A 17,528-nucleotide genomic window follows, 5' to 3' on the forward strand; every position below is an offset into this window, starting at 1 on the left:
CGCGCGTTCGCAGTGGCTGTTTCGATTCGTAGGGAACTCTTATGACCAGTGGTCACTGAGACGAATGCAATGAGTGGTGTCGACTGGGAAGAGGACGACCCCTTCGAAGAACAACGGGAGAACATCGACAGCCCGATGAAGCGACTGATCTTCGAGTACGGTCGGCCATACTGGTTCTCGGTGACTGCCGGCATCACCGGCAGCGTGCTGGCGCGATTGCTCGATCTGATTCCGCCGATCCTGCTCGGCGTCGCAATCGACGCGATCTTTCTGCAGGAGCGGGCGTTTAGCCTCCAGTTCGTTCCGGACGCCTGGCTTCCGACGGGCCAGAACGAACAGTTCGCGTTCACCGTCGTCATCATCGCACTGTCGTTTCTTATCGGTGCGGCGTTCCACTGGGTGCGCAACTGGGGGTTCAACTCGTTTGCACAGGACATCCAGCACGACGTGCGTACCGACACCTACGATAAGATGCAGCGGCTGGATATGGAGTTCTTCGCCGACAAGCAGACCGGCGAGATGATGTCGATTCTCTCGAACGACGTCAACCAGCTCGAGCGATTCCTCAACGACGGACTGAACTCCGCGTTCCGACTCGGCGTGATGGTGATCGGCGTCGGCGCGGTCCTCTTTACGATCAACCCACAGCTCGCACTCGTCTCGATCGCACCGGTGCCGCTGATCGCCCTCTTCACCTACATCTTCGTCAAGAAGATCCAGCCGAAGTACGCAGCCGTCCGCTCCTCGGTCGGGAAGGTCAACTCTCGACTCGAGAACAACCTCGGCGGCATCCAGGTGATCAAGGCGAGCAACACCGAGGAGTACGAGTCCGACCGCGTCGACGACGTCTCGCGGAAGTACTACGACACCAACTGGGGGGCGATCAACCTCCGGATCAAGTTCTTCCCCGGCCTACAGCTGATCTCGGGGATCGGGTTCGTGCTCACCTTCCTCGTCGGTGGCTACTGGGTGTTCCAGGGCGCACCCGGCCCGTTCACCGGGACGCTCGATGTCGGACAGTTCGCGACGTTCATCCTCCTGACCCAGCAGCTCGTCTGGCCGATGGCGCAGTTCGGGCAAGTGATCAACATGTACCAGCGAGCGGAGGCCTCGAGCGAGCGCATCTTCGGCCTGATGGACGAGCGGGGGCGCATCGAGGAAGACGCCGGCGCCGATCCGCTCGAGGTCACCGAGGGCCGCGTCGAGTACGATGGCGTCACCTTCGGCTACACCGACGAGGAGACGATCATCGACGACATCTCCTTCGACGTGCCGGGCGGGGAGACGGTCGCACTCGTCGGGCCGACCGGTGCGGGGAAATCGACGGTGCTCAAGCTGTTACTCCGGATGCACGACGTCGACGAGGGCGAGGTCCGGATCGACGACCAGGACATCCGCGACGTCTCGTTGCCGAGTCTGCGCCGCTCGATGGGGTACGTCGGACAGGAGTCGTACCTCTTCTACGGCACCGTCGAGGAGAACATCACCTACGGGACCTTCGAGGCCAGCGAGGAGGAGATCGTCGACGCGGCCAAAGCGGCGGAGGCCCACGAGTTCATCCAGAACTTGCCCGACGGCTACGACACGATGGTCGGCGAACGCGGCGTCAAGCTCTCGGGCGGGCAGCGCCAGCGCGTCGCCATCGCCCGTGCGGTGCTCAAGGACCCGGACATCCTGATCCTGGACGAAGCGACCAGCGACGTCGACACCGAGACCGAGATGCTCATCCAGCGCTCGATCGACGATCTGACCGAAGAACGGACCACGTTCGCCATCGCCCACCGTCTCTCGACGATCAAGGACGCCGACCAGATTATCGTCCTCGAGGACGGCCGGATCGTCGAGCGTGGGAGTCACGAGGATCTGCTGTCGAACCACGGGCTCTACGCACACCTCTGGGGCGTCCAGGCCGGAGAGATCGACGAACTACCGCAAGAATTCATCGAGCGGGCCCAGCGCCGGCAGGCCCGAACCGAGGTCGACGCTGGAAACGACTAGAACGACTCCTGCTCGCTCTGCCCTTCCTGATCCGGTCCGCCCTCCTCCTGTCGGTTCTCGCCCGCCGCAGGCGGGGTGCGGTCGCTGTAGTTCTTCCGACCGATGGCCTCGTCGCTGACCATGTTCATCATCGCCTGTTCGACCTCGTCGTAGGACCCGTACTCGTCCTCGTTGAGCGGACCGATGAGCTCCTCGAACGTCATCGTTTCCTCGCCCATATCGACCTCTTCGTCACCGTACTCCTCGAACAGTTCGTCCTGGGTCGCCGGGTAGTCGTGGTTCTCGAGTTTGTCGCCGAGATCGCCGAGTTCCACGCCGAGTTCGCGGTTGTCGTCGGTCATGGTTGAATAGTGTTCCAGGTTCAAGAAACAAGTTAAGCCTGCGTACGCCACGGCCTGGGAACGCGGTTGAACGCACACAGAACCCGCATTCCGACGACCACTATAGTGACAACTGAAACGGTTTACACACCGATCGCACGATAGAAGCGCGGTTTGGAGTGAGCGACGCAAGCGAGAACCGCGGACAGTGCAATCGGGTGTGCACTGACGTTCAGTGGCTACGATAGCCGCAGCAACACCACCGGGAGTTTCATGCTCGCGGGGTCGGTGCACTCCCACATGGACCTCTCGGAAGCGACGTGGACGGAGGTGCGAGACCTCGAGACGGATCTCGCAGTCGTCCCCGTCGGCAGCACCGAACAGCACGGCCCCCACGCTCCCCTCGGCACAGACGTGCTCACCGCCGAAGCGGTGGCCGACGCGGCGCTCGAGGAGTTCGATCGCGAGGTCGTCAGAGCACCCGTGGTTCCGGTCGGCATCGCCGAGGAACACCGACAGTTTCCCGGGACGATGTGGGTCTCGCCGGACACGTTCCGCAGCTACGTCCGGGAATCGGTCGAGAGCCTCGCCCACCACGGCTTCGACCGCGTCGTACTCGTCAACGGCCACGGCGGCAACGTCGACGCGCTACGAGAAATCGGCGGTCGGCTGACGCGAAGCGGCGAGGCCTACGCCGTCCCGTTCACCTGGTTCCAGGCCGTCGGCGACCACTCGAGCGACATGGGCCACGGCGGTCCCCTCGAGACGGCACTGGTTCGACACGTTGCCCCCGAACTCGTCCGCGAGGACCGACTCGAGGACGCCAGGGCGGGGGCTGCAGACGGCTGGGGTGAGTGGGTCAGCCACGCGAACCTGGCGTACGATTCGGCGGAGTTTACCGACAACGGCGTCGTCGGTGATCCGACCGACGGCGACGAACGGCGGGGAGAAGAGCTGCTCGAACTGGCAGCAGCGGCGTTAGTTCGACTCCTCGAGACCGTCGCCGAACGGGATGTTTCCCGGCCCGAACGACGATAGCGGGAAGCGAACGGGTGGGATGGACGAGCGGCGAGGCGACGACCGCAGTGCTATGTGAGACTGCGGTGGCTACTGTCGGATTCGGACGGTGAACGAGTGCTCTCGCTCACTCCTCGGCTTCGGCCGCTTCCTCGTCGTCCGGTTCTGGCTCGTCGGCGTCTTCGTCGTCCTCGCCCGCCCCCGCATCCTCGGCCTCGTCCTCCGCTTCCTCGTCGTCCGCGGAGCCGGCGTCTTCGAGCGTTCCGCGGAGCGACGGAATCGTCGCGGTGAGGTCGCCGACCTGTTCGCCCGCCTCGGAGATGTCCGTAATGGCCTCTTCGAGGGATTCGATCTCCGCCTCGAGATCGTCGGCGTCCTCGAAGGCGTCCGCGCGCTGGCCCATCGTGTACCACTTTTTGGCGTCGCGGAGGTGTTCTTCGGCGTCGCCGGCGTCGAGTGCGGACTTGAGGGCGTTGAGCACCCCGAGCACGTTCTCGGCGTCGGTCTCCCAGACGTCATCTGCTGCTGGCAGGGCGTCCCAGGCCTGCTCGAGCGAGGATTCGACGTCCTCGCGCATCTCGTTGGCCGCTTCGCCGAACAGTTCGTCGTCGTCGCCGAGCGTCGCTTGGCTCATGTCATCTCCTTCACGGCCGCCTCGTTTAAAAGATAGCCCGAAAGTGAAAGTGAAAACAGTCCCTGATAGGCCGATATCGGCGAAACGGCGGAGCGATTTCGAAAGGAAGGTCGTTGGAACGGTAGCGTTCATACTGCCGGACAGAACTCAGTGAGGAAATTCCGGCCGTCACCGCTGGTGACGGCCGAGTTCGAGTGACCGATCTTCGAATAGTTCTGTCCGACAGTATCAGACGGTCGGCTGTAACTGAGTACCAGTGCAACCACACGACGGTCCGCAGTTGCCCCAAAACTGAGTTCCAACCGACCGTCTCAGGCGGCGTCGCGAACCGACTCGAGTTGCATCAACGGATAGCCGTCCTCCATGGCCATGCGTGTGACGACCTCGCAACCCTCGTAGTCGACGACGATCTCGACCTCGAGGAAGCGGCCCGTCAGTTCGGTGTAGTCGGCGGTCGACCCGGCGAGTTCGGCCTCGAGTTCGTCTCGCTGGATCTCGACGGTCACCTCCGCGCAGTGGGGCTGGTTCTCGATCGCATCCCCGATGGCTGTCTCGAGACTGGACGCACTCTCGGGAGAGAGCGGCGTGCCAGCGAACTGGTGGTACAGCGACCCGAACTTGATACCGGCCTCGAAGCAGGCGGCCTCCGCGTCGGTCGGCGTCGAATCGGACATACGTGATGGCTCGAGCGCGGTCGGGAAGGGGATTCCGATGCCGGTGAACTCGCGAACGAGCCGGCACGCCGCGGGTGTGAGAGTGCCGACCGGACCGGCGCGGAATCGCACGTTACTTATCGACGCTTTCCCACAAATCGAATGAATGGCACAGTCAGTCCTGCTGACGGGGGCTGCGGGGCGAGTCGGACAGGCCATCCTCGGCGACCTCGCCGACGAGCACGAGTGGCGTCTGATGGACCGCGATCCACCGACGGACGACCAGCCGGGCGAGTTCGTCGTTGGAGACATCACCGACGACGAAGCCGCCCGCGAGGCGATGGAGGGGATCGACGTCGTGATCCACCTCGCGGGCGACCCTCGTCCGGAGGCACCGTGGGATAACGTCTTGACGAACAACATCGACGGCACCCAGACGGTTTTCGAGGCTGCCGCCGACGCGGACGTCGAGAAGGTCGTTTTCGCCTCCTCGAATCACGCCGTCGGGGCCTACGAAACCGAGGATCGCACGCCCGACATGTACCGCAGTCACGACGATTATCTTCTCGACGGGACCGAACTCCCCCGTCCGAGCAACCTCTACGGCGTCTCGAAGGCCGCCGGCGAGTCCCTCGGTCGATACTACCACGACGAGTACGGTCTCTCGGTCGTCTGCGTCCGCATCGGCAACCTCACGAAGGACCATCCGCCGATCGACTACGAGCGCGGGCAGGCGATGTGGCTCTCCTACCGCGACTGTGCGCACCTGTTCGATCGCTGTATCCGCGCCGACTACGACTACGAGATCGTCTACGGCATCTCCGACAACGACCGCAAGTACTACTCGATCGATCGCGCCCGCGAGGTCCTCGACTACCAGCCTCGGGACAACTCCGCAGAGCACATCGACGAGGAACTGGCGGAGAAGTAGCTCCCGAATCGATCAGAACAGCCCCTCGACGTCTTCTTCTCGAGCGCGTCGCCTGTCGACGTGACCGGTCAGTCGTCGGTAGATGATCCCCCGATGCTCCTCCTCGCGAACGAAGTCGAACAGCAGCGAGATGAACCGACTGTCGTCCTCGCCGGCCTCGAGGTCACGTTGCGCGTACGTCCACGCTCGCTCGACCGGTTCCGCGTCGAAACCGAGTTCCGGCGCGAGGACGACCGCCGCGATCGCCGTCGTCTCGACGTCGAGATCAGCGAGCGTCGGTGCGCTACCCTCGTGTTCGATCCGAGGCGGGGAACGGCGTTCGACGACTTCGGGATCGGTCGCGAGTTCCTCGAGCGCCGCGCGGATCGGCTGGAGCCGAAGGTTCCGATAGTCGGCCGGAAGGTCGGCCAGATACTCGAAGGCACTCTCGGCCAGTCCGGTCGCACCCTCCCAGTTGCGCTCGCGAGCGTGGTAGACGGCAGCAGTGAACTGAATCAGACCGTGAAGCAGCCGCTCGTCGTCGGTGCCGGACTCGAGTTCGAGCCAGTAGTCCTCCCAGGCGTCGTGGGCGGCGTGGTAGTAGCCGTCGTTGTAGATCGCGACGCCGGCCCGGAGCCGGTTGTACATATCCATCGTTGGCACTCCAGGGGTGTGAACGTCACGGAACGGAAAGCGGTGAGCGCCGGATATGTTCCGCCTCCGACGGGGCGGGCAGACAACTGTCGACAAGCGGAAATCGGGACGTGCAGCGGTCGTCCCAACCGGTTACTGCCGCCACCGGTCATGGCGGTACTCGACACAAATACTGGTGGATACCATTATTATGCAGTTGCTTCGCCCGCTGTCTGGAGTCCAATAACGGTTCTAACAGGACCCTAACGCCGGGAACGGGGGGTGAAATCGCGACTTCGGCCGGCTCGAGCAGCCGACGTTCGCAGCTACTACTCTTTACGGCTCGCAGTGCTCGCCGTTTGGATTCTCGAGGACTTCCCCTCGGTCAGTCCTCGCGTTCCTCAAACCCGTCCTCCCACCGAAACGTCCCGTTTCGCTGGACGACCTCGCCGTCGATCTCGAGTCGCGACTCCTCGCTGACGTCGGTGATCATGTCGACGTGGACGGCCGACTCGTTGCCCGACTCTCCCTCCGGAAGACAGGCGTCGTAGGCCCGACCGACCGCGAGGTGGACCGTCTCACCCATCTTCTCGTCGAAGAGGATATTGTCCGTGTAGCGGTCGATCCCACGGTTCATTCCGATTCCGAGTTCGCCGAGTCGGCGGGCACCCTCGTCGGTGTCGAGGATCTCGCCGATCACCGCCTCGCCCTGCTCGGCGTCGTAGTCGACGACCTCCCCATCCTCGAACTCGAGGCGGGCGTTCCGAACCGGTTCGCCGCGAAGCGTCATCGGGACGTCGAAGGTGACCTCGCCCTCGGTCCCGGAGGGAGCAGTGAAAACCTCGCCGCTGGGGAGATTATGGGAGTCGTAATCGACCGACGCGGCGCTGTTGACGGCGGTTCGGTCGTCGATCCGCATCGTGAGATCGGTTCCCTGCGAGACCAGTCGAACTTCGGATCCCTCGTCGAGCAGCGTCTTGAGCTGTGCCATCTCGTCGGCGAGGGACTCCCAGTCCCGGAGGATCGCGTCGTACGCGAACTCCTGATACTCCTCGTAGGCCATGTTCGCCTGCTGAGCGAGCGATCTGGTCGGGTGGACCGTCGACACCCAGCGCGTCTCGTAGCGCGCCTCCCGAATCTCGGTCCGGGCACTGCGGTGTGCCTGTCGCGTCTCACCCGGCACGTCCGCGGTCGCGCTCGTGTTCCGTCCGCCGCCGATCGAAAGGTAGACGTCGGTCTCCTCGAGCAGTGCGCGTTCGTGGTCCGGGTTTTCGTCGAAGTCGCCGTCGTGAGCCCGGAGGTACGCCCGGCTGACCTCACCGGAGCTATACGTCGCGAGCAGGTTCGCGCCCCGTTCGCCCAGTTTCTCGGCGACGGCGACGGCCAGTTCGTGGGCGTCGGGGCCGACCGAGAGGACGACGTCGTCACCTGCCTCGACTCGGGCGCTCCAGTCGACCAGTACTGCGGCGTGTTCGCGAATGCGTTCGTCCATACCCGTGGCTCTCGTGCCGGCTACTAAATCGTCATCGTTCAGAATAGCGTTGCCGTCGGTGAATCAGGCGGCCTGCGCGTCCTCCGCGTCGGACGGCTCTCGGGACCGGACGAGTGCGACGACGGCGTAGACGACGGGCGTATCGAGGACGGCAATTGCGAGTTTGAGCAGGTACTGGCCGACGATCAGGGCGAGAAGCGCCTCGAGCGGGAGCGTCACGCCGACGCCGAGGATGGCGGGCGCGATGGCGAACGCGACCGAGACGAAGATGACGGTGTCGATCACCTGGCTAGTGCCGGTCGAGACGATGTTTCGCAGCCAGAGCCGCTCACGACCGGTCCAGTCGCGAATCCGGTGGAAGATCCAGACGTCCCAGTTCTGGCTGACGAGATAGGCGAGGAGACTCCCGAGCACGACGTTGGTCGAGGCACCGAGCGCCGTCTCGAAGGCGTCGGGATCGACGCTCGCCTCGGCCGCGGGAGCGGCGATCGTCGACCAGACGAGCGCGAGAACGACGAAATTCAACACGAAGGCGACGTTGACGACGATCTGGGCCGCCCGACGGCCGTACAGTTCCGTGTAGCAATCACTCGCCAGGAAGGTCAGTGCGTAGGCCAGCGCTGCTCCGGGAAGGACGAGTTCCGCACCCGTGATCGGGATCGAGACGGGAAGATCGAACGCGAGAACCTTCGAGGCAGTCAACTGTGCGGTGACGAGCGCTGCTACGAACAGACCGATCAGCGACACCTGTGCGATCGACGGCGTGGCGCGATGCTGGTTCATGCAGGCCGCGTCTCGAGCGCGGATACCTAAACGATACTATCCGAATCGGGTTCGGGCTCCCTGCACGACGGGCGAACGTGGGGCGCGACCGCGGGTCAGTTCCCATCATCCGGCCGACATCGCCGCTGTACCCGAATATGTGCGGTAGGGTTCACTGACTGTGAACAGTCTCGAATAACGAACCGTCTGAAACTGCGATAGAAAGCGACTAAACGATTGTTTCGACGGTCAGGTGGCAGTATTCCGCCGTTCTGAGAGCTGTACGCGGGTCGGGGAGAGAGACACGTCTGGTCCGACGAGACTCATCGTACCAGTTAGTTACGCAACGTATAGGGACGATCACGTCGGCTGCAAACGCCCTAACTCGTGCACAACCGCTGCAACAGACGTAATACGTGATTGATAACAAATAGAGTGGCACTGGTGACTACTGATAGGTAACATATGGACGACTTGACCGGCTTTCAGCGAGACCTCCTGTACGTCATCGCAGGAGCAGACCAGCCATCTGGCCAGGACATCAAAGAGGAGATCGAGACGTACTACAGCAGCGACATTAACCACGGACGATTGTACCCTAATCTCGACACTCTCGTCAACAAGGAGCTAGTCGAAAAAGGAGAACTCGACCGGCGGACGAACTACTACGCGATCAGCGAGACGGGACACGAATCGATCGAAAACCGTCGAGACTGGGAGTCACAGTACATCGACGCCTGATCGAGCGATTCGGGGACCAGTCCAGCAATTCCTGGTCGGTGGGAGAAAGACAGAGCCCTCGCCATAGCAGCGCGACACCGTCGTCGATCGGACTCGATCGCTCGTCGGTTCTGCTCGAGGCACGTGCTCTTGCGAGGGTGTCGACGGATTCGTAACACTGGTTCCGGCCGATTCCGTCGTCTCGAGCGCGTGGATTGCGAGAGGCCGGGAGGAGTTCTGTGACGACGGAGACGGTTGCAACGGCAAGTCCAACGCTTGTTCATCCATCGACCGTGATTGCTGCCAATGAGCGAACCCGACCAGCAACCACTCGAGGGGACGACAGTCGGAATCTTTCTCGCACAGGAGGGTTCCGAGGAGATCGAGTTCACCGAACCGAAGGAGGCCGTTACCGATGCCGGAGCCACCGTCGACGTCCTCGGTAGCGACACCGGAGCGGGCGAAACCGTCAACAACGACCTCGAGTGGAGTGACTCCTACGAGATCGAACGGACCTTCGAGGAGGTTTCAGTGGACGAGTACGACGCATTGATCGTCCCCGGCGGCACCGTCGGCGCGGACACACTCCGAACGAACGAGGACGCCGTCGATCTGATTCGAGCACACCTGTCGGACGGCAAGCCAATCGGCGTGATCTGTCACGGCCCCTGGGTCCTGGTCGAGGCGGACGTCGTCGACGGGCGAACGCTGACCTCCTACCACAGCCTCGAGACCGACATCCACAACGCCGGAGGCGAGTGGGTCGACGAGGAGGTCATCACCGACGACGGCCTGATCACCAGCCGTAATCCGGACGACCTCGAGGCGTTCTGCGAGACGATCGTCGAGGAGTTCGCGGCGGCGTCCGAGTAACGGCCCTCCCGCTCGGGAGACGACCGTACTCGTCGATCCGCACTCGAGTGAACGCAACCGGCGCGGGTGCGCGGGTCGATATCCACGGGCACGCCGACCCGTCTCGGTGAATTATCCCGGCGAAGACGTTTCATTCTCGTCTGTCGGCTCGATGTCCTCGAGGGTAATCATGAAATCGGTAGCGCGAGCGACCGTCACGAGATAGCCGGCGTATCGAAATTCGATCGTTCCGATGCGAGGGCCGGTCGCTGTCGGTTCGAAGAGTCGTTCGAGTGCGTCCGGATCGATCGACTCGTGCAGCGGTGGGAGCGACGACACTTCCCGACCCGTCAGCTCCGCAACGGAGCGTACGAGCGCGACAGATAGTGACCCGTCCCGATCACTCATCTTATTCGTCATCATCCGTACCAGCTGAACAACAGGCAATGACTGCCCCCCACGCTAAAGCCGAATTAACTCGAATTAACAGCGATAAGATCAGTTTTGATTCCTGATTGTAAGGATGGCTGACTGGGTAGCACATCCAGCACGGGTCGTTTACTGTGACACTCTGCTCCGGTTCGGAACGGCAGAACCCGTGCACTCGGCATCAGCAAACGGCCGGTTCGGTCACACTTCGGAAAGGTCCTGGACGGAGCCTGAGAGGACTGGACGTCGGCTCGTTGGAGTCGTCGAGTGTTCGTGGATCGTGTTACCAATATGACCGGTAATCAGTTGCTATGCTGTCTTTTCACGGATGGTTCGCTGCACAAAGCGGTGCTCGAGGACGTCGTTACTCGGCTCGAACCGGTCGCCGACGACTCGATGCGGGATGCCCTCGAGACCTGCGGTCGTCACCCGATCACTTCGAACGTCGTGGGTGACCTCGAGGGCGAACACGCGCTGCCAGCGTGTCGATTCGACGCTGATCGTCCCACTCACTCGCGTGTGACCAACCGTTCGGTACGATAGAGCGTACCGTACGGTGCTGTCGAGCGACTCAACCAGTATTGATAACATGCCGGTCGGGGACGTACCAGTATGCGAAGGCCGAGCGTATCGTGGATGACGCAAGCAGACGATCGGATCCTCGAGACGCTCGCGGATAGTAATCTGATACTCTCACCTCGAGTTCTCTCGGTCAACACGGACTACTCGCGCCACTATCTGAGCACCCGTCTCGGGAGACTTCACGAGGCGGGGCTCGTCGATCGCGTCGACGAGGGACTCTACGAGATTACCGGACGGGGTCAGGCGTACCTGGTTGGGAGGGTGGATGCCGACGATCTCGAGTCGCGTTGAACAGCTACTTCCGATCGTGTGCCAGGAGCCGACTCGAGCCGTGCCGGGTGCGCTACCGCTATCAGTCCATCCGCGAGGTCGTCCGCGTAAGGAATCGAGAATCTACAGTAGCGCGTTCAAACCTCCTCCAAACGTGCTGGTGTACCGAGTCGCGACCGTGTAGTCGAGAACCGCGTCCCAGGTATCCGTGTCCCGCCACCGTCGGCGGTCCTCGCGAGATCTTCGACACAGATCGGGGCCTGGACCGTGATCGCCTCGATCCAGTGTAAACGGGTTGCACGATCGTCCGTGTACTCTCGGAGAATGTACGAGACGGCCGATATCGGCAACGGTACACGATCCAAGGGGTGCCTGTCGGGGTTCTGCACCCGCCTAATTCTCACATCTGAAACCGAGTGCGTAACTGATATTCGTTATTCACGATCATAAATTAGAGTTGTTAGTGCCAGCGTCTCTCTGCAGTAGCATTCGAAACGCGGAACGGAGGATGGCGCGAACAAACTGGGTGGATCCCCACCGTCCTGGCGATCGGTCTGCGTGACTCTGGAACGATCAGCTGTTGTTACAGTCGTAACAATCAGCACTGTTACTCCTGCTGTACTCACAGTATATTTTTTACAAATCTCACTGCTCTCTGAACTGATGGCAGATGGGAACGGCGAATCGCATCTCATGGCAGCCTGCGACGAATGCGGTGCCGTATATGCGGCTGTGAGGTTGTCGAAGGAACGGATCGTACCGATTGGAAGCCGAGATGGGTGTGGTTCGTGCGGGAGTACGGAATTTAGGCCCCTCTCGACGGTGGCCGACGAGTTCGGATCGGAAGAGGACACTGCGAACTGATCGATACCAGTCTCCGACACAGTACTCCCGTCGCTCACATCGACCACTCCGTTTGGCTCGTAATTCTACAGGACGGAACCGGCCCAGGACCAGCGGCTGGTTCGGTTCCGGTTCAGACACCCCCTCATCCGAACCGAAAAAAAGGCTTCTCGGCACAGTCAGGCGCCCGGGACGAGATTCCAGCGTCCGAACGAGGATCTCTTCGAAGCCAGCTAAAAATCCATTCGTCAGCGTGAACCAAGACGTATGCCCTTCATCGGCCAATGATACCTATGCGCGACCAGCGTGAGACGGTCGAGCCGTTCCCGATGCAGCGGCGAGGGACAGTCGACGCAATGCGTATGGCTGGCCGGCGAAGCGACATCCACGGACTCGTCGAGTTCGACGTGACCGAGGCCCGACAGCGTATTCACGACCGAGAAGAGCGGACAGGAGCGGAGCTCTCCTTCACTGCGTTTCTCGTGTTTTGTCTCGCCCAATCCCTCGAAGAGCACCCTCACATCAACGCGTACCGTGACTGGCGGGGGAGGATCGTCCAGTTCGACGACGTTGACGTGATGGTCATCATCGAGGTTCAAACCGACGGGAAACGAATCGGCATCCCACACGTTATCAGAGCGGCAAATCGGCGGTCACTGCAGTCGATTCACGACGAGATTCGGAGAGTCCAGACGGACCCGGACGAACGACGACAGCCTGGGCTGGCCTCCCTGGCCTTCCGCCTCCCCGGGCCTGTACGGCGGCTGTTCTTTCGGCTCCCGCAGTGGTTTCCTCGACGCTGGAAACGGATCGCAGGCACTGTCGCTGTCTCCTCCGTCGGTATGTTCGGCACCGGCGGTGGGTGGGGAATTACCCCAACGAACTATACACTTCAACTCACGGTTGGCGGGATCGGCCAGAAACCGGGTGTCGTCGACGGCGAGATCGAGCCCCGCGAGTTCCTTTCTCTCACGGCGACGTTCGATCACGACGTCGTCGACGGCGCACCCGCAACTCGGTTCGTCCAACAGCTGAAAGAATTCGTCGAAGAACCCGAGAAGGTGACGTGATTCGTCGCGAGCAACCGTCCTGACTTCGCCGTTGGTGTGGCTACAGTAATTGATTTCGAGTCGAAATTCATGGGCCCTGACGGGGAACGTCCAGAATCTTCGGGGCTCTCAGCCAGCTGTTAGTGTACGCGAGAAGCGTCTAGAGTGGCGTTTAGAACTCGTTGTCTTTGGCCTTCAGTGAGAGAACCATGACAGACGACCTCGAACCACTTGCCCCAGCAGAGGCCATGCAAATGTACCTCGACGAACGACGACACGAACTCGCAGACGCGACGATCCAGTCTCACCGGTATCGGCTCAAACAATTCGTCCAGTGGTGTGAACAGGACGGTATCGATAACCTCAACGAGTTCACCGGGAGAGACATCCATCGCTTCCGCGTTAAACGCAGGAACGAAGACGAACTCGCAACTGCCAGCATGAAGGGACAGTTGGCAACCCTGAGAATGTTTCTCCGCTTCTGTGGAGCAATCGATGCAGTCGAACCAGGGCTTGACGAGAAGATCATTCTTCCAACGACGACCGAGGAGGATGCTCGCTCCGAATTGCTGAATCCTGAACGAGCTCAGAAGGTACTCCAGTTTCTTGACCAATACCGCTACGCGCGTTTAGAACATGCGCTAATGGAGGTCCTCTGGCACACTGGGCTTCGTATCGGCGCAGCGATTGGGCTCGATATTGAAGACTACAACGCTGACGAGCAGTATCTCACACTCGTTCATCGGCCTGAGGAAGGCACCTCACTAAAGAATGGACGAAAGAGTGAACGACTCGTCGCACTAAGTGACCCAGTCTGCGAGGCATTAGATGACTGGCTCTCGGTCAATCATCCGGGGGTCGTTGATCAGTACGACCGAAAGCCTCTGTTTGCAACGAAAATCGATCGCTTGAGTCGGACCCGTGGTCGAACGATTATCTACCAGTACACGCGCCCGTGCGTCTACACCGATAGCTGTCCTCACGATCGAGATCTCAACAGTTGCGATGCCCTACCTACCGAGCGGTCACATGCGTGTCCTTCCTCATTGAGCCCACACCCAGTCCGACGTGGCGCGATCACTCATTTTCTCAAATCTGACGTTCCCGAGAACGTTGTGAGCGATCGGATGGATTGCAGCGAGGCCGTTCTCGACCGCCACTACGATCAGCGATCAGAACGCGAAAAGCTACGGCAGCGACGACGCTACCTCCCCGGCAATTAAGCACATGAACTGAAGCGATTCAATGGCGATCCTACGATTTCACCAATTTGCGACCTTGTTGATCGGTGTGGCGCTATTTGCAGTTGGCGTGCTTGGCCTTACGAGCAGCCTCTCGATACAGACGGTATTGATGCTGCTGATCCTCACTGCGGTGTCATTGGTGTCGTTTTATTTGGGACAAATTTCAGCGTCCCAATACCGTCAGTGATCAGAACTATCCGTGATGTGAAAATGCGAACCTAACGCGAATATTTTTGGCAGGAAATAAAGATGTTGAGGGAGCCGTACTGATCAGAGCGCGTATCGGTCACAGGTCTTATCGAACGGTTACCCAGTCTGGTAACGGCTGCGGCATGTCCCGACCACGCAGGGACCCCGAGCCGAACCATATCACGAGCGCGAGTGCGACAATAGCAGTCCCTATGTGGACGACCGGGTACAGTTCTGGAGCAAATCCTATCGTCTCGCCGGTGAGATTCCCGAGGAAGTGAAACACGATGACCGCGAGAACGCTTCGGGCAGTATTGTTGTAGATCCACGTTCCGATAATTGCAGTCAGAACGATGCTCGGAAGCCACCACCACAGTTCGGGCTGGAACGTCGTCCCCTCGTAGTAGCCGGACATGTAGACGAGTGGAACGTGCCACAGTGCCCATACAGTTCCCAAAATCAGGCTGCTCACGAGTGCGCTCCAGCGTGCCTGGAGCTGATCGAACCAGTAGCCACGAAGACCGATCTCTTCGATTGCCGGAAACAGGAGCGCGACCGCCAACAAGAAGAACAGCGCTCCGGGATCGAAGAGCCTGTCAGGGCCGATGAACTCCAGTGGTTTGGCAGTGAACCCGGTGAGGAGGGCGACGCCAGCCGCACCGAGGTTGAACACCGGATAGAACAGCAAGATGATCAACCACCACCGTCCACTGATCCGACCGAGCTCCAGCAGTCGCCGACGGAGGTCGGCGAACCCAGCTCTCCCGTGATTAATCCATAATAGGACGAGCCCGGCCAGGAGCGGACTTGAGCCGCCGACCAGCAACAGAACCACGTTCGGGTACGTATAGACCGACGCTTCGGAGGCGACTACAGGAAGCCAGAACAGGTATGCCCATCCCAGATACAGAAGGGGGAATCCCCATGGCGCAGTAGCACGAACAAGCTTGGCAGCACGCTGCGCTGGCTGATGCGACCGGTACCTACTCATAGTTGAGCTCTACTGAAAAGTCACATAGATGTATCGTCGATTCCAATAGCTCGGGACGGAATGCGCCCTCGTTAGTAGAGTATCACCCCCAGCCGAATCAGGTGGTGACTTCGTTCTCTGCATTCCGCAGGTCGATCTCACCGACAACTCGTCAGGTTTGATCTCGTTTTCTCAATGTGTGGTGCTACTTACTCGCGCTCATAGACAATCGTTTGGCGACTCATCACGGATTCTCTTGAGTTAGGAAGAGCGGCGATACTTTTCAACCGGACCGCACAAGTGGTACTATGGCGTCGGATCGCTCGGAAACCGTCTCTACTACTCGCCGTCGGTTGCTCTCCGTTCCCCTCGTTGGAGCATCCGGGTGGCACTCCGGGAAGTTCGATTCCACCAGAAGAGATGTATCATCCGACGAATCGCTCTCGACGCATCTCGACGAGCGCGTTCCCGACTTGCTCGATCGATACGATGTCCCAGGAGCGTCAATCGCTCTGGTGGAGGCCGGCGAAGTAACTTGGGCCGGTGCCTACGGCAGCGCCTCCCCCGCGGAAGGACGCCCAACGAACGAGGATACCCCGTTTCGGGTGCAATCGTTCACGAAGTCGATCACCGCATGGGGAGTGTTGAAGCTCGTCGAGCGCGACGAGATCGCACTCGATGATCCAGTTGGACAGCACCTCACGAGCTGGGAGCGTCCGGACGCCGAGTATTCGTGGGAAGACGTGACCGTGCGGCGGGTGCTCAGCCACAGTGCCGGGTTGCCAGCGGGCGCATACGAGGGCGTCCCAGTGGATGAAGAGCCGCCGTCTCTCAGGGAGGCGCTGTCCGGAAATGCGGGCGGGCCGGCGGCTCGACCGACCGACGAACCCGGCGAGTTCCGGTACTCGAATCCGGGGTACGCGCTACTGGAACTCCTCGTCGAGGACGTCACGGGGCAGGACTTCGCGGTGTACATGGACGAGGAAATCCTGGAGCCACTGGGGATGGACGGAGCCACCTTCGATATGACCGAAGGACTCCGTTCGGAGTTGGCGACGGAGCATTTCGTTGATGGAACATCGGTCCCTCTGTCACATGGTCCCGCCAAAGCCCCCGGTGCACTGTACGCGACCTCCGAAGATATCGCCCGCTTCGTCGCTGCTGGCACGGAGGCAAACGGGGAACCGGTGGGGCGGGGCGTGCTCGCTCCGGAGAGCGTCGCGGAGATGTACACTCCGGCCGTCGAGACGACTGGATTCTACGGCCTCGCAAGCGACGGCGCGGGGCTCGGTCACTTCGTCGAAACGCTCTCTGACGGCGGGCGGGCGGTGATGAACGGCGGACAGGGGGCCGGCTCGTGGAACTGGTTTCACGCCGTCCCCGAAACCGGCGACGGGATCGTCATCCTCACAAATAGTGAACGGAGTGTGCAACTTATCGCCGACGTCGTCGAGGCGTGGACGGATCGAAGCGGCCTCCCTGCGGTGTCACTGACGCGTGCGAGGCGATGGATCCGCCTCCCGATCTGGATTCTCGTCGGCGTTGCGGCCGGTCTCGCTCTCCGACTCGGGTATGGTGTCATCACAGGGACGCGAACGTTCGCTCCGCTATCTGACCGCGACCGTACCGTTCGTGCACTCTTGGGCGGCATCGCCGTCGTGGCGTTCGGACTCTGGTGGACCGTTGGTCGGGAGGCTGTCGCGTTCTTCCTGCCCGTGATCGCAGAGTGGGTTGGACTGGCGCTGTCGGCAGTCGTCGTCCTGCTCTTGGCGACGGTCCTCTTTCCCAAAACAGACGAGGGTGAAACGACGTGACCGAAGGCGACGCCGGCGACGAAACCGCGAGTGCGAATTCGACCATCTCGCAGGTCGCGTCTCCGGACACGGATCCGGAGTTCTTCGAGTACTCGAATCCGTGGCAGTTCTTCGCCATCGCGTTCGGCGTGTCGTACCTCTTCTGGA

At 61.1% G+C, this 17,528-nt stretch carries 18 protein-coding genes; 9 read left to right on the plus strand and 9 right to left on the minus strand.

All coding sequences use genetic code 11. The features are described from left to right. Window positions 1-69: 69 nt before the first annotated feature. Window positions 70-1,998, plus strand: a complete 1,929-nt coding sequence (locus tag CV102_RS20365; protein ID WP_148859866.1) for an ABC transporter ATP-binding protein — start codon at window positions 70-72, stop codon at window positions 1,996-1,998. Here the strand turns inward: CV102_RS20365 and CV102_RS20370 are convergent. Continuing rightward, a complete protein-coding gene (locus CV102_RS20370) occupies window positions 1,995-2,339 on the minus strand; it encodes a DUF5789 family protein (RefSeq protein WP_148859867.1) in 345 nt (114 codons plus the stop codon). The two genes, CV102_RS20365 and CV102_RS20370, sit on opposite strands and share 4 nt — an antisense overlap. 279 nt (window positions 2,340-2,618) lie before the next feature. Between CV102_RS20370 and CV102_RS20375 the strand changes: the two genes are divergently transcribed. Then, on the plus strand, window positions 2,619-3,356 hold the full coding sequence (locus CV102_RS20375) for a creatininase family protein (protein ID WP_148859868.1): 738 nt from the start codon (window positions 2,619-2,621) through the stop codon (window positions 3,354-3,356). 106 nt (window positions 3,357-3,462) lie between these two features. On the opposite strand, the gene CV102_RS20380 is transcribed toward CV102_RS20375, so the two are convergent. Then, window positions 3,463-3,969, minus strand: coding sequence for a DUF5790 family protein (locus CV102_RS20380; RefSeq protein WP_148859869.1), 507 nt, complete (start codon window positions 3,967-3,969; stop codon window positions 3,463-3,465). Between the two features lie 311 nt (window positions 3,970-4,280). Continuing rightward, the gene (locus CV102_RS20385; protein WP_148859870.1) at window positions 4,281-4,643 is read right to left on the minus strand and encodes a dihydroneopterin aldolase family protein; all 363 of its coding nucleotides are present in this window, start codon (window positions 4,641-4,643) and stop codon (window positions 4,281-4,283) included. Between the two features lie 145 nt (window positions 4,644-4,788). Between CV102_RS20385 and azf the strand changes: the two genes are divergently transcribed. Beyond that, window positions 4,789-5,553, plus strand: a complete 765-nt coding sequence (gene azf / locus CV102_RS20390) for an NAD-dependent glucose-6-phosphate dehydrogenase Azf (RefSeq protein WP_148859871.1) — start codon at window positions 4,789-4,791, stop codon at window positions 5,551-5,553. Window positions 5,554-5,565: 12 nt separating this feature from the next. Here azf and CV102_RS20395 read toward each other — a convergent pair whose 3' ends face one another. The 3 genes from CV102_RS20395 to CV102_RS20405 form a co-directional block, all read right to left on the minus strand. Continuing rightward, window positions 5,566-6,180: a DUF309 domain-containing protein gene (locus CV102_RS20395; protein ID WP_148859884.1), complete on the minus strand. Its 615-nt coding sequence runs from the start codon at window positions 6,178-6,180 to the stop codon at window positions 5,566-5,568. Between the two features lie 370 nt (window positions 6,181-6,550). Next, window positions 6,551-7,657, minus strand: coding sequence for an aminopeptidase (locus CV102_RS20400; protein ID WP_148859872.1), 1,107 nt, complete (start codon window positions 7,655-7,657; stop codon window positions 6,551-6,553). A 63-nt stretch (window positions 7,658-7,720) separates the two neighbouring features. Beyond that, window positions 7,721-8,440 (minus strand): queuosine precursor transporter, encoded by a 720-nt coding sequence (locus CV102_RS20405; protein ID WP_148859873.1) that lies wholly within the window; start codon window positions 8,438-8,440, stop codon window positions 7,721-7,723. A gap of 444 nt (window positions 8,441-8,884) precedes the next feature. On the opposite strand from CV102_RS20405, the gene CV102_RS20410 reads away from it, so the two are divergent. After that, entirely contained in the window at window positions 8,885-9,160 is a 276-nt protein-coding gene (locus CV102_RS20410; RefSeq protein WP_148859874.1) for a PadR family transcriptional regulator, read from the plus strand. A gap of 285 nt (window positions 9,161-9,445) precedes the next feature. Continuing rightward, complete coding sequence (locus CV102_RS20415; protein WP_148859875.1) at window positions 9,446-10,012, plus strand: type 1 glutamine amidotransferase domain-containing protein; 567 nt, start codon at window positions 9,446-9,448, stop codon at window positions 10,010-10,012. 111 nt (window positions 10,013-10,123) lie between these two features. On the opposite strand, the gene CV102_RS20420 is transcribed toward CV102_RS20415, so the two are convergent. Both CV102_RS20420 and CV102_RS20425 read right to left on the minus strand, forming a co-directional pair. Next, window positions 10,124-10,399: a HalOD1 output domain-containing protein gene (locus CV102_RS20420; protein ID WP_233710757.1), complete on the minus strand. Its 276-nt coding sequence runs from the start codon at window positions 10,397-10,399 to the stop codon at window positions 10,124-10,126. 330 nt (window positions 10,400-10,729) lie between these two features. After that, window positions 10,730-10,933 (minus strand): hypothetical protein, encoded by a 204-nt coding sequence (locus CV102_RS20425; RefSeq protein ID WP_148859876.1) that lies wholly within the window; start codon window positions 10,931-10,933, stop codon window positions 10,730-10,732. 123 nt (window positions 10,934-11,056) lie between these two features. Between CV102_RS20425 and CV102_RS20430 the strand changes: the two genes are divergently transcribed. From CV102_RS20430 to CV102_RS20445, 3 genes are all read left to right on the plus strand, one after another. Continuing rightward, window positions 11,057-11,293, plus strand: a complete 237-nt coding sequence (locus CV102_RS20430) for a MarR family transcriptional regulator (protein ID WP_148859877.1) — start codon at window positions 11,057-11,059, stop codon at window positions 11,291-11,293. A gap of 1,115 nt (window positions 11,294-12,408) precedes the next feature. Further along, window positions 12,409-13,185 carry a 2-oxo acid dehydrogenase subunit E2 gene (locus tag CV102_RS20440; protein WP_148859879.1) on the plus strand — a complete coding sequence of 259 codons (777 nt, stop codon included), beginning with the start codon at window positions 12,409-12,411 and terminating at the stop codon, window positions 13,183-13,185. 188 nt (window positions 13,186-13,373) lie between these two features. Next, window positions 13,374-14,387, plus strand: a complete 1,014-nt coding sequence (locus CV102_RS20445) for a tyrosine-type recombinase/integrase (protein ID WP_148859880.1) — start codon at window positions 13,374-13,376, stop codon at window positions 14,385-14,387. 316 nt (window positions 14,388-14,703) lie between these two features. Here the strand turns inward: CV102_RS20445 and CV102_RS20450 are convergent, their stop codons facing one another. Next, window positions 14,704-15,285 (minus strand): CPBP family intramembrane glutamic endopeptidase, encoded by a 582-nt coding sequence (locus CV102_RS20450; RefSeq protein ID WP_233710758.1) that lies wholly within the window; start codon window positions 15,283-15,285, stop codon window positions 14,704-14,706. Window positions 15,286-15,875: 590 nt separating this feature from the next. On the opposite strand from CV102_RS20450, the gene CV102_RS20455 reads away from it, so the two are divergent. Beyond that, the gene (locus tag CV102_RS20455; protein WP_148859882.1) at window positions 15,876-17,381 is read left to right on the plus strand and encodes a serine hydrolase domain-containing protein; all 1,506 of its coding nucleotides are present in this window, start codon (window positions 15,876-15,878) and stop codon (window positions 17,379-17,381) included. Window positions 17,382-17,528: the final 147 nt, after the last annotated feature.

The sequence above is a fragment of the Natronococcus pandeyae genome, assembly GCF_008122205.1.
Taxonomy (GTDB): Archaea; Halobacteriota; Halobacteria; order Halobacteriales; family Natrialbaceae; genus Natronococcus; species Natronococcus pandeyae.

Bases quoted from the DNA above. Each gene is read 5' to 3' on its own strand.
- CV102_RS20420 (WP_233710757.1), bottom strand. From the start codon at position 10,399: ATGAGTGATCGGGACGGGTCACTATCTGTCGCGCTCGTACGCTCCGTT.
- CV102_RS20395 (WP_148859884.1), bottom strand. From the start codon at position 6,180: ATGTACAACCGGCTCCGGGCCGGCGTCGCGATCTACAACGACGGCTAC.
- CV102_RS20430 (WP_148859877.1), top strand. From the start codon at position 11,057: ATGACGCAAGCAGACGATCGGATCCTCGAGACGCTCGCGGATAGTAAT.
- CV102_RS20410 (WP_148859874.1), top strand. From the start codon at position 8,885: ATGGACGACTTGACCGGCTTTCAGCGAGACCTCCTGTACGTCATCGCA.
- CV102_RS20440 (WP_148859879.1), top strand. From the start codon at position 12,409: ATGCGCGACCAGCGTGAGACGGTCGAGCCGTTCCCGATGCAGCGGCGA.
- CV102_RS20415 (WP_148859875.1), top strand. From the start codon at position 9,446: ATGAGCGAACCCGACCAGCAACCACTCGAGGGGACGACAGTCGGAATC.
- CV102_RS20380 (WP_148859869.1), bottom strand. From the start codon at position 3,969: ATGAGCCAAGCGACGCTCGGCGACGACGACGAACTGTTCGGCGAAGCG.
- CV102_RS20370 (WP_148859867.1), bottom strand. From the start codon at position 2,339: ATGACCGACGACAACCGCGAACTCGGCGTGGAACTCGGCGATCTCGGC.
- CV102_RS20455 (WP_148859882.1), top strand. From the start codon at position 15,876: ATGGCGTCGGATCGCTCGGAAACCGTCTCTACTACTCGCCGTCGGTTG.
- CV102_RS20445 (WP_148859880.1), top strand. From the start codon at position 13,374: ATGACAGACGACCTCGAACCACTTGCCCCAGCAGAGGCCATGCAAATG.
- CV102_RS20400 (WP_148859872.1), bottom strand. From the start codon at position 7,657: ATGGACGAACGCATTCGCGAACACGCCGCAGTACTGGTCGACTGGAGC.
- CV102_RS20385 (WP_148859870.1), bottom strand. From the start codon at position 4,643: ATGTCCGATTCGACGCCGACCGACGCGGAGGCCGCCTGCTTCGAGGCC.
- azf (WP_148859871.1), top strand. From the start codon at position 4,789: ATGGCACAGTCAGTCCTGCTGACGGGGGCTGCGGGGCGAGTCGGACAG.
- CV102_RS20405 (WP_148859873.1), bottom strand. From the start codon at position 8,440: ATGAACCAGCATCGCGCCACGCCGTCGATCGCACAGGTGTCGCTGATC.
- CV102_RS20365 (WP_148859866.1), top strand. From the start codon at position 70: ATGAGTGGTGTCGACTGGGAAGAGGACGACCCCTTCGAAGAACAACGG.
- CV102_RS20375 (WP_148859868.1), top strand. From the start codon at position 2,619: ATGGACCTCTCGGAAGCGACGTGGACGGAGGTGCGAGACCTCGAGACG.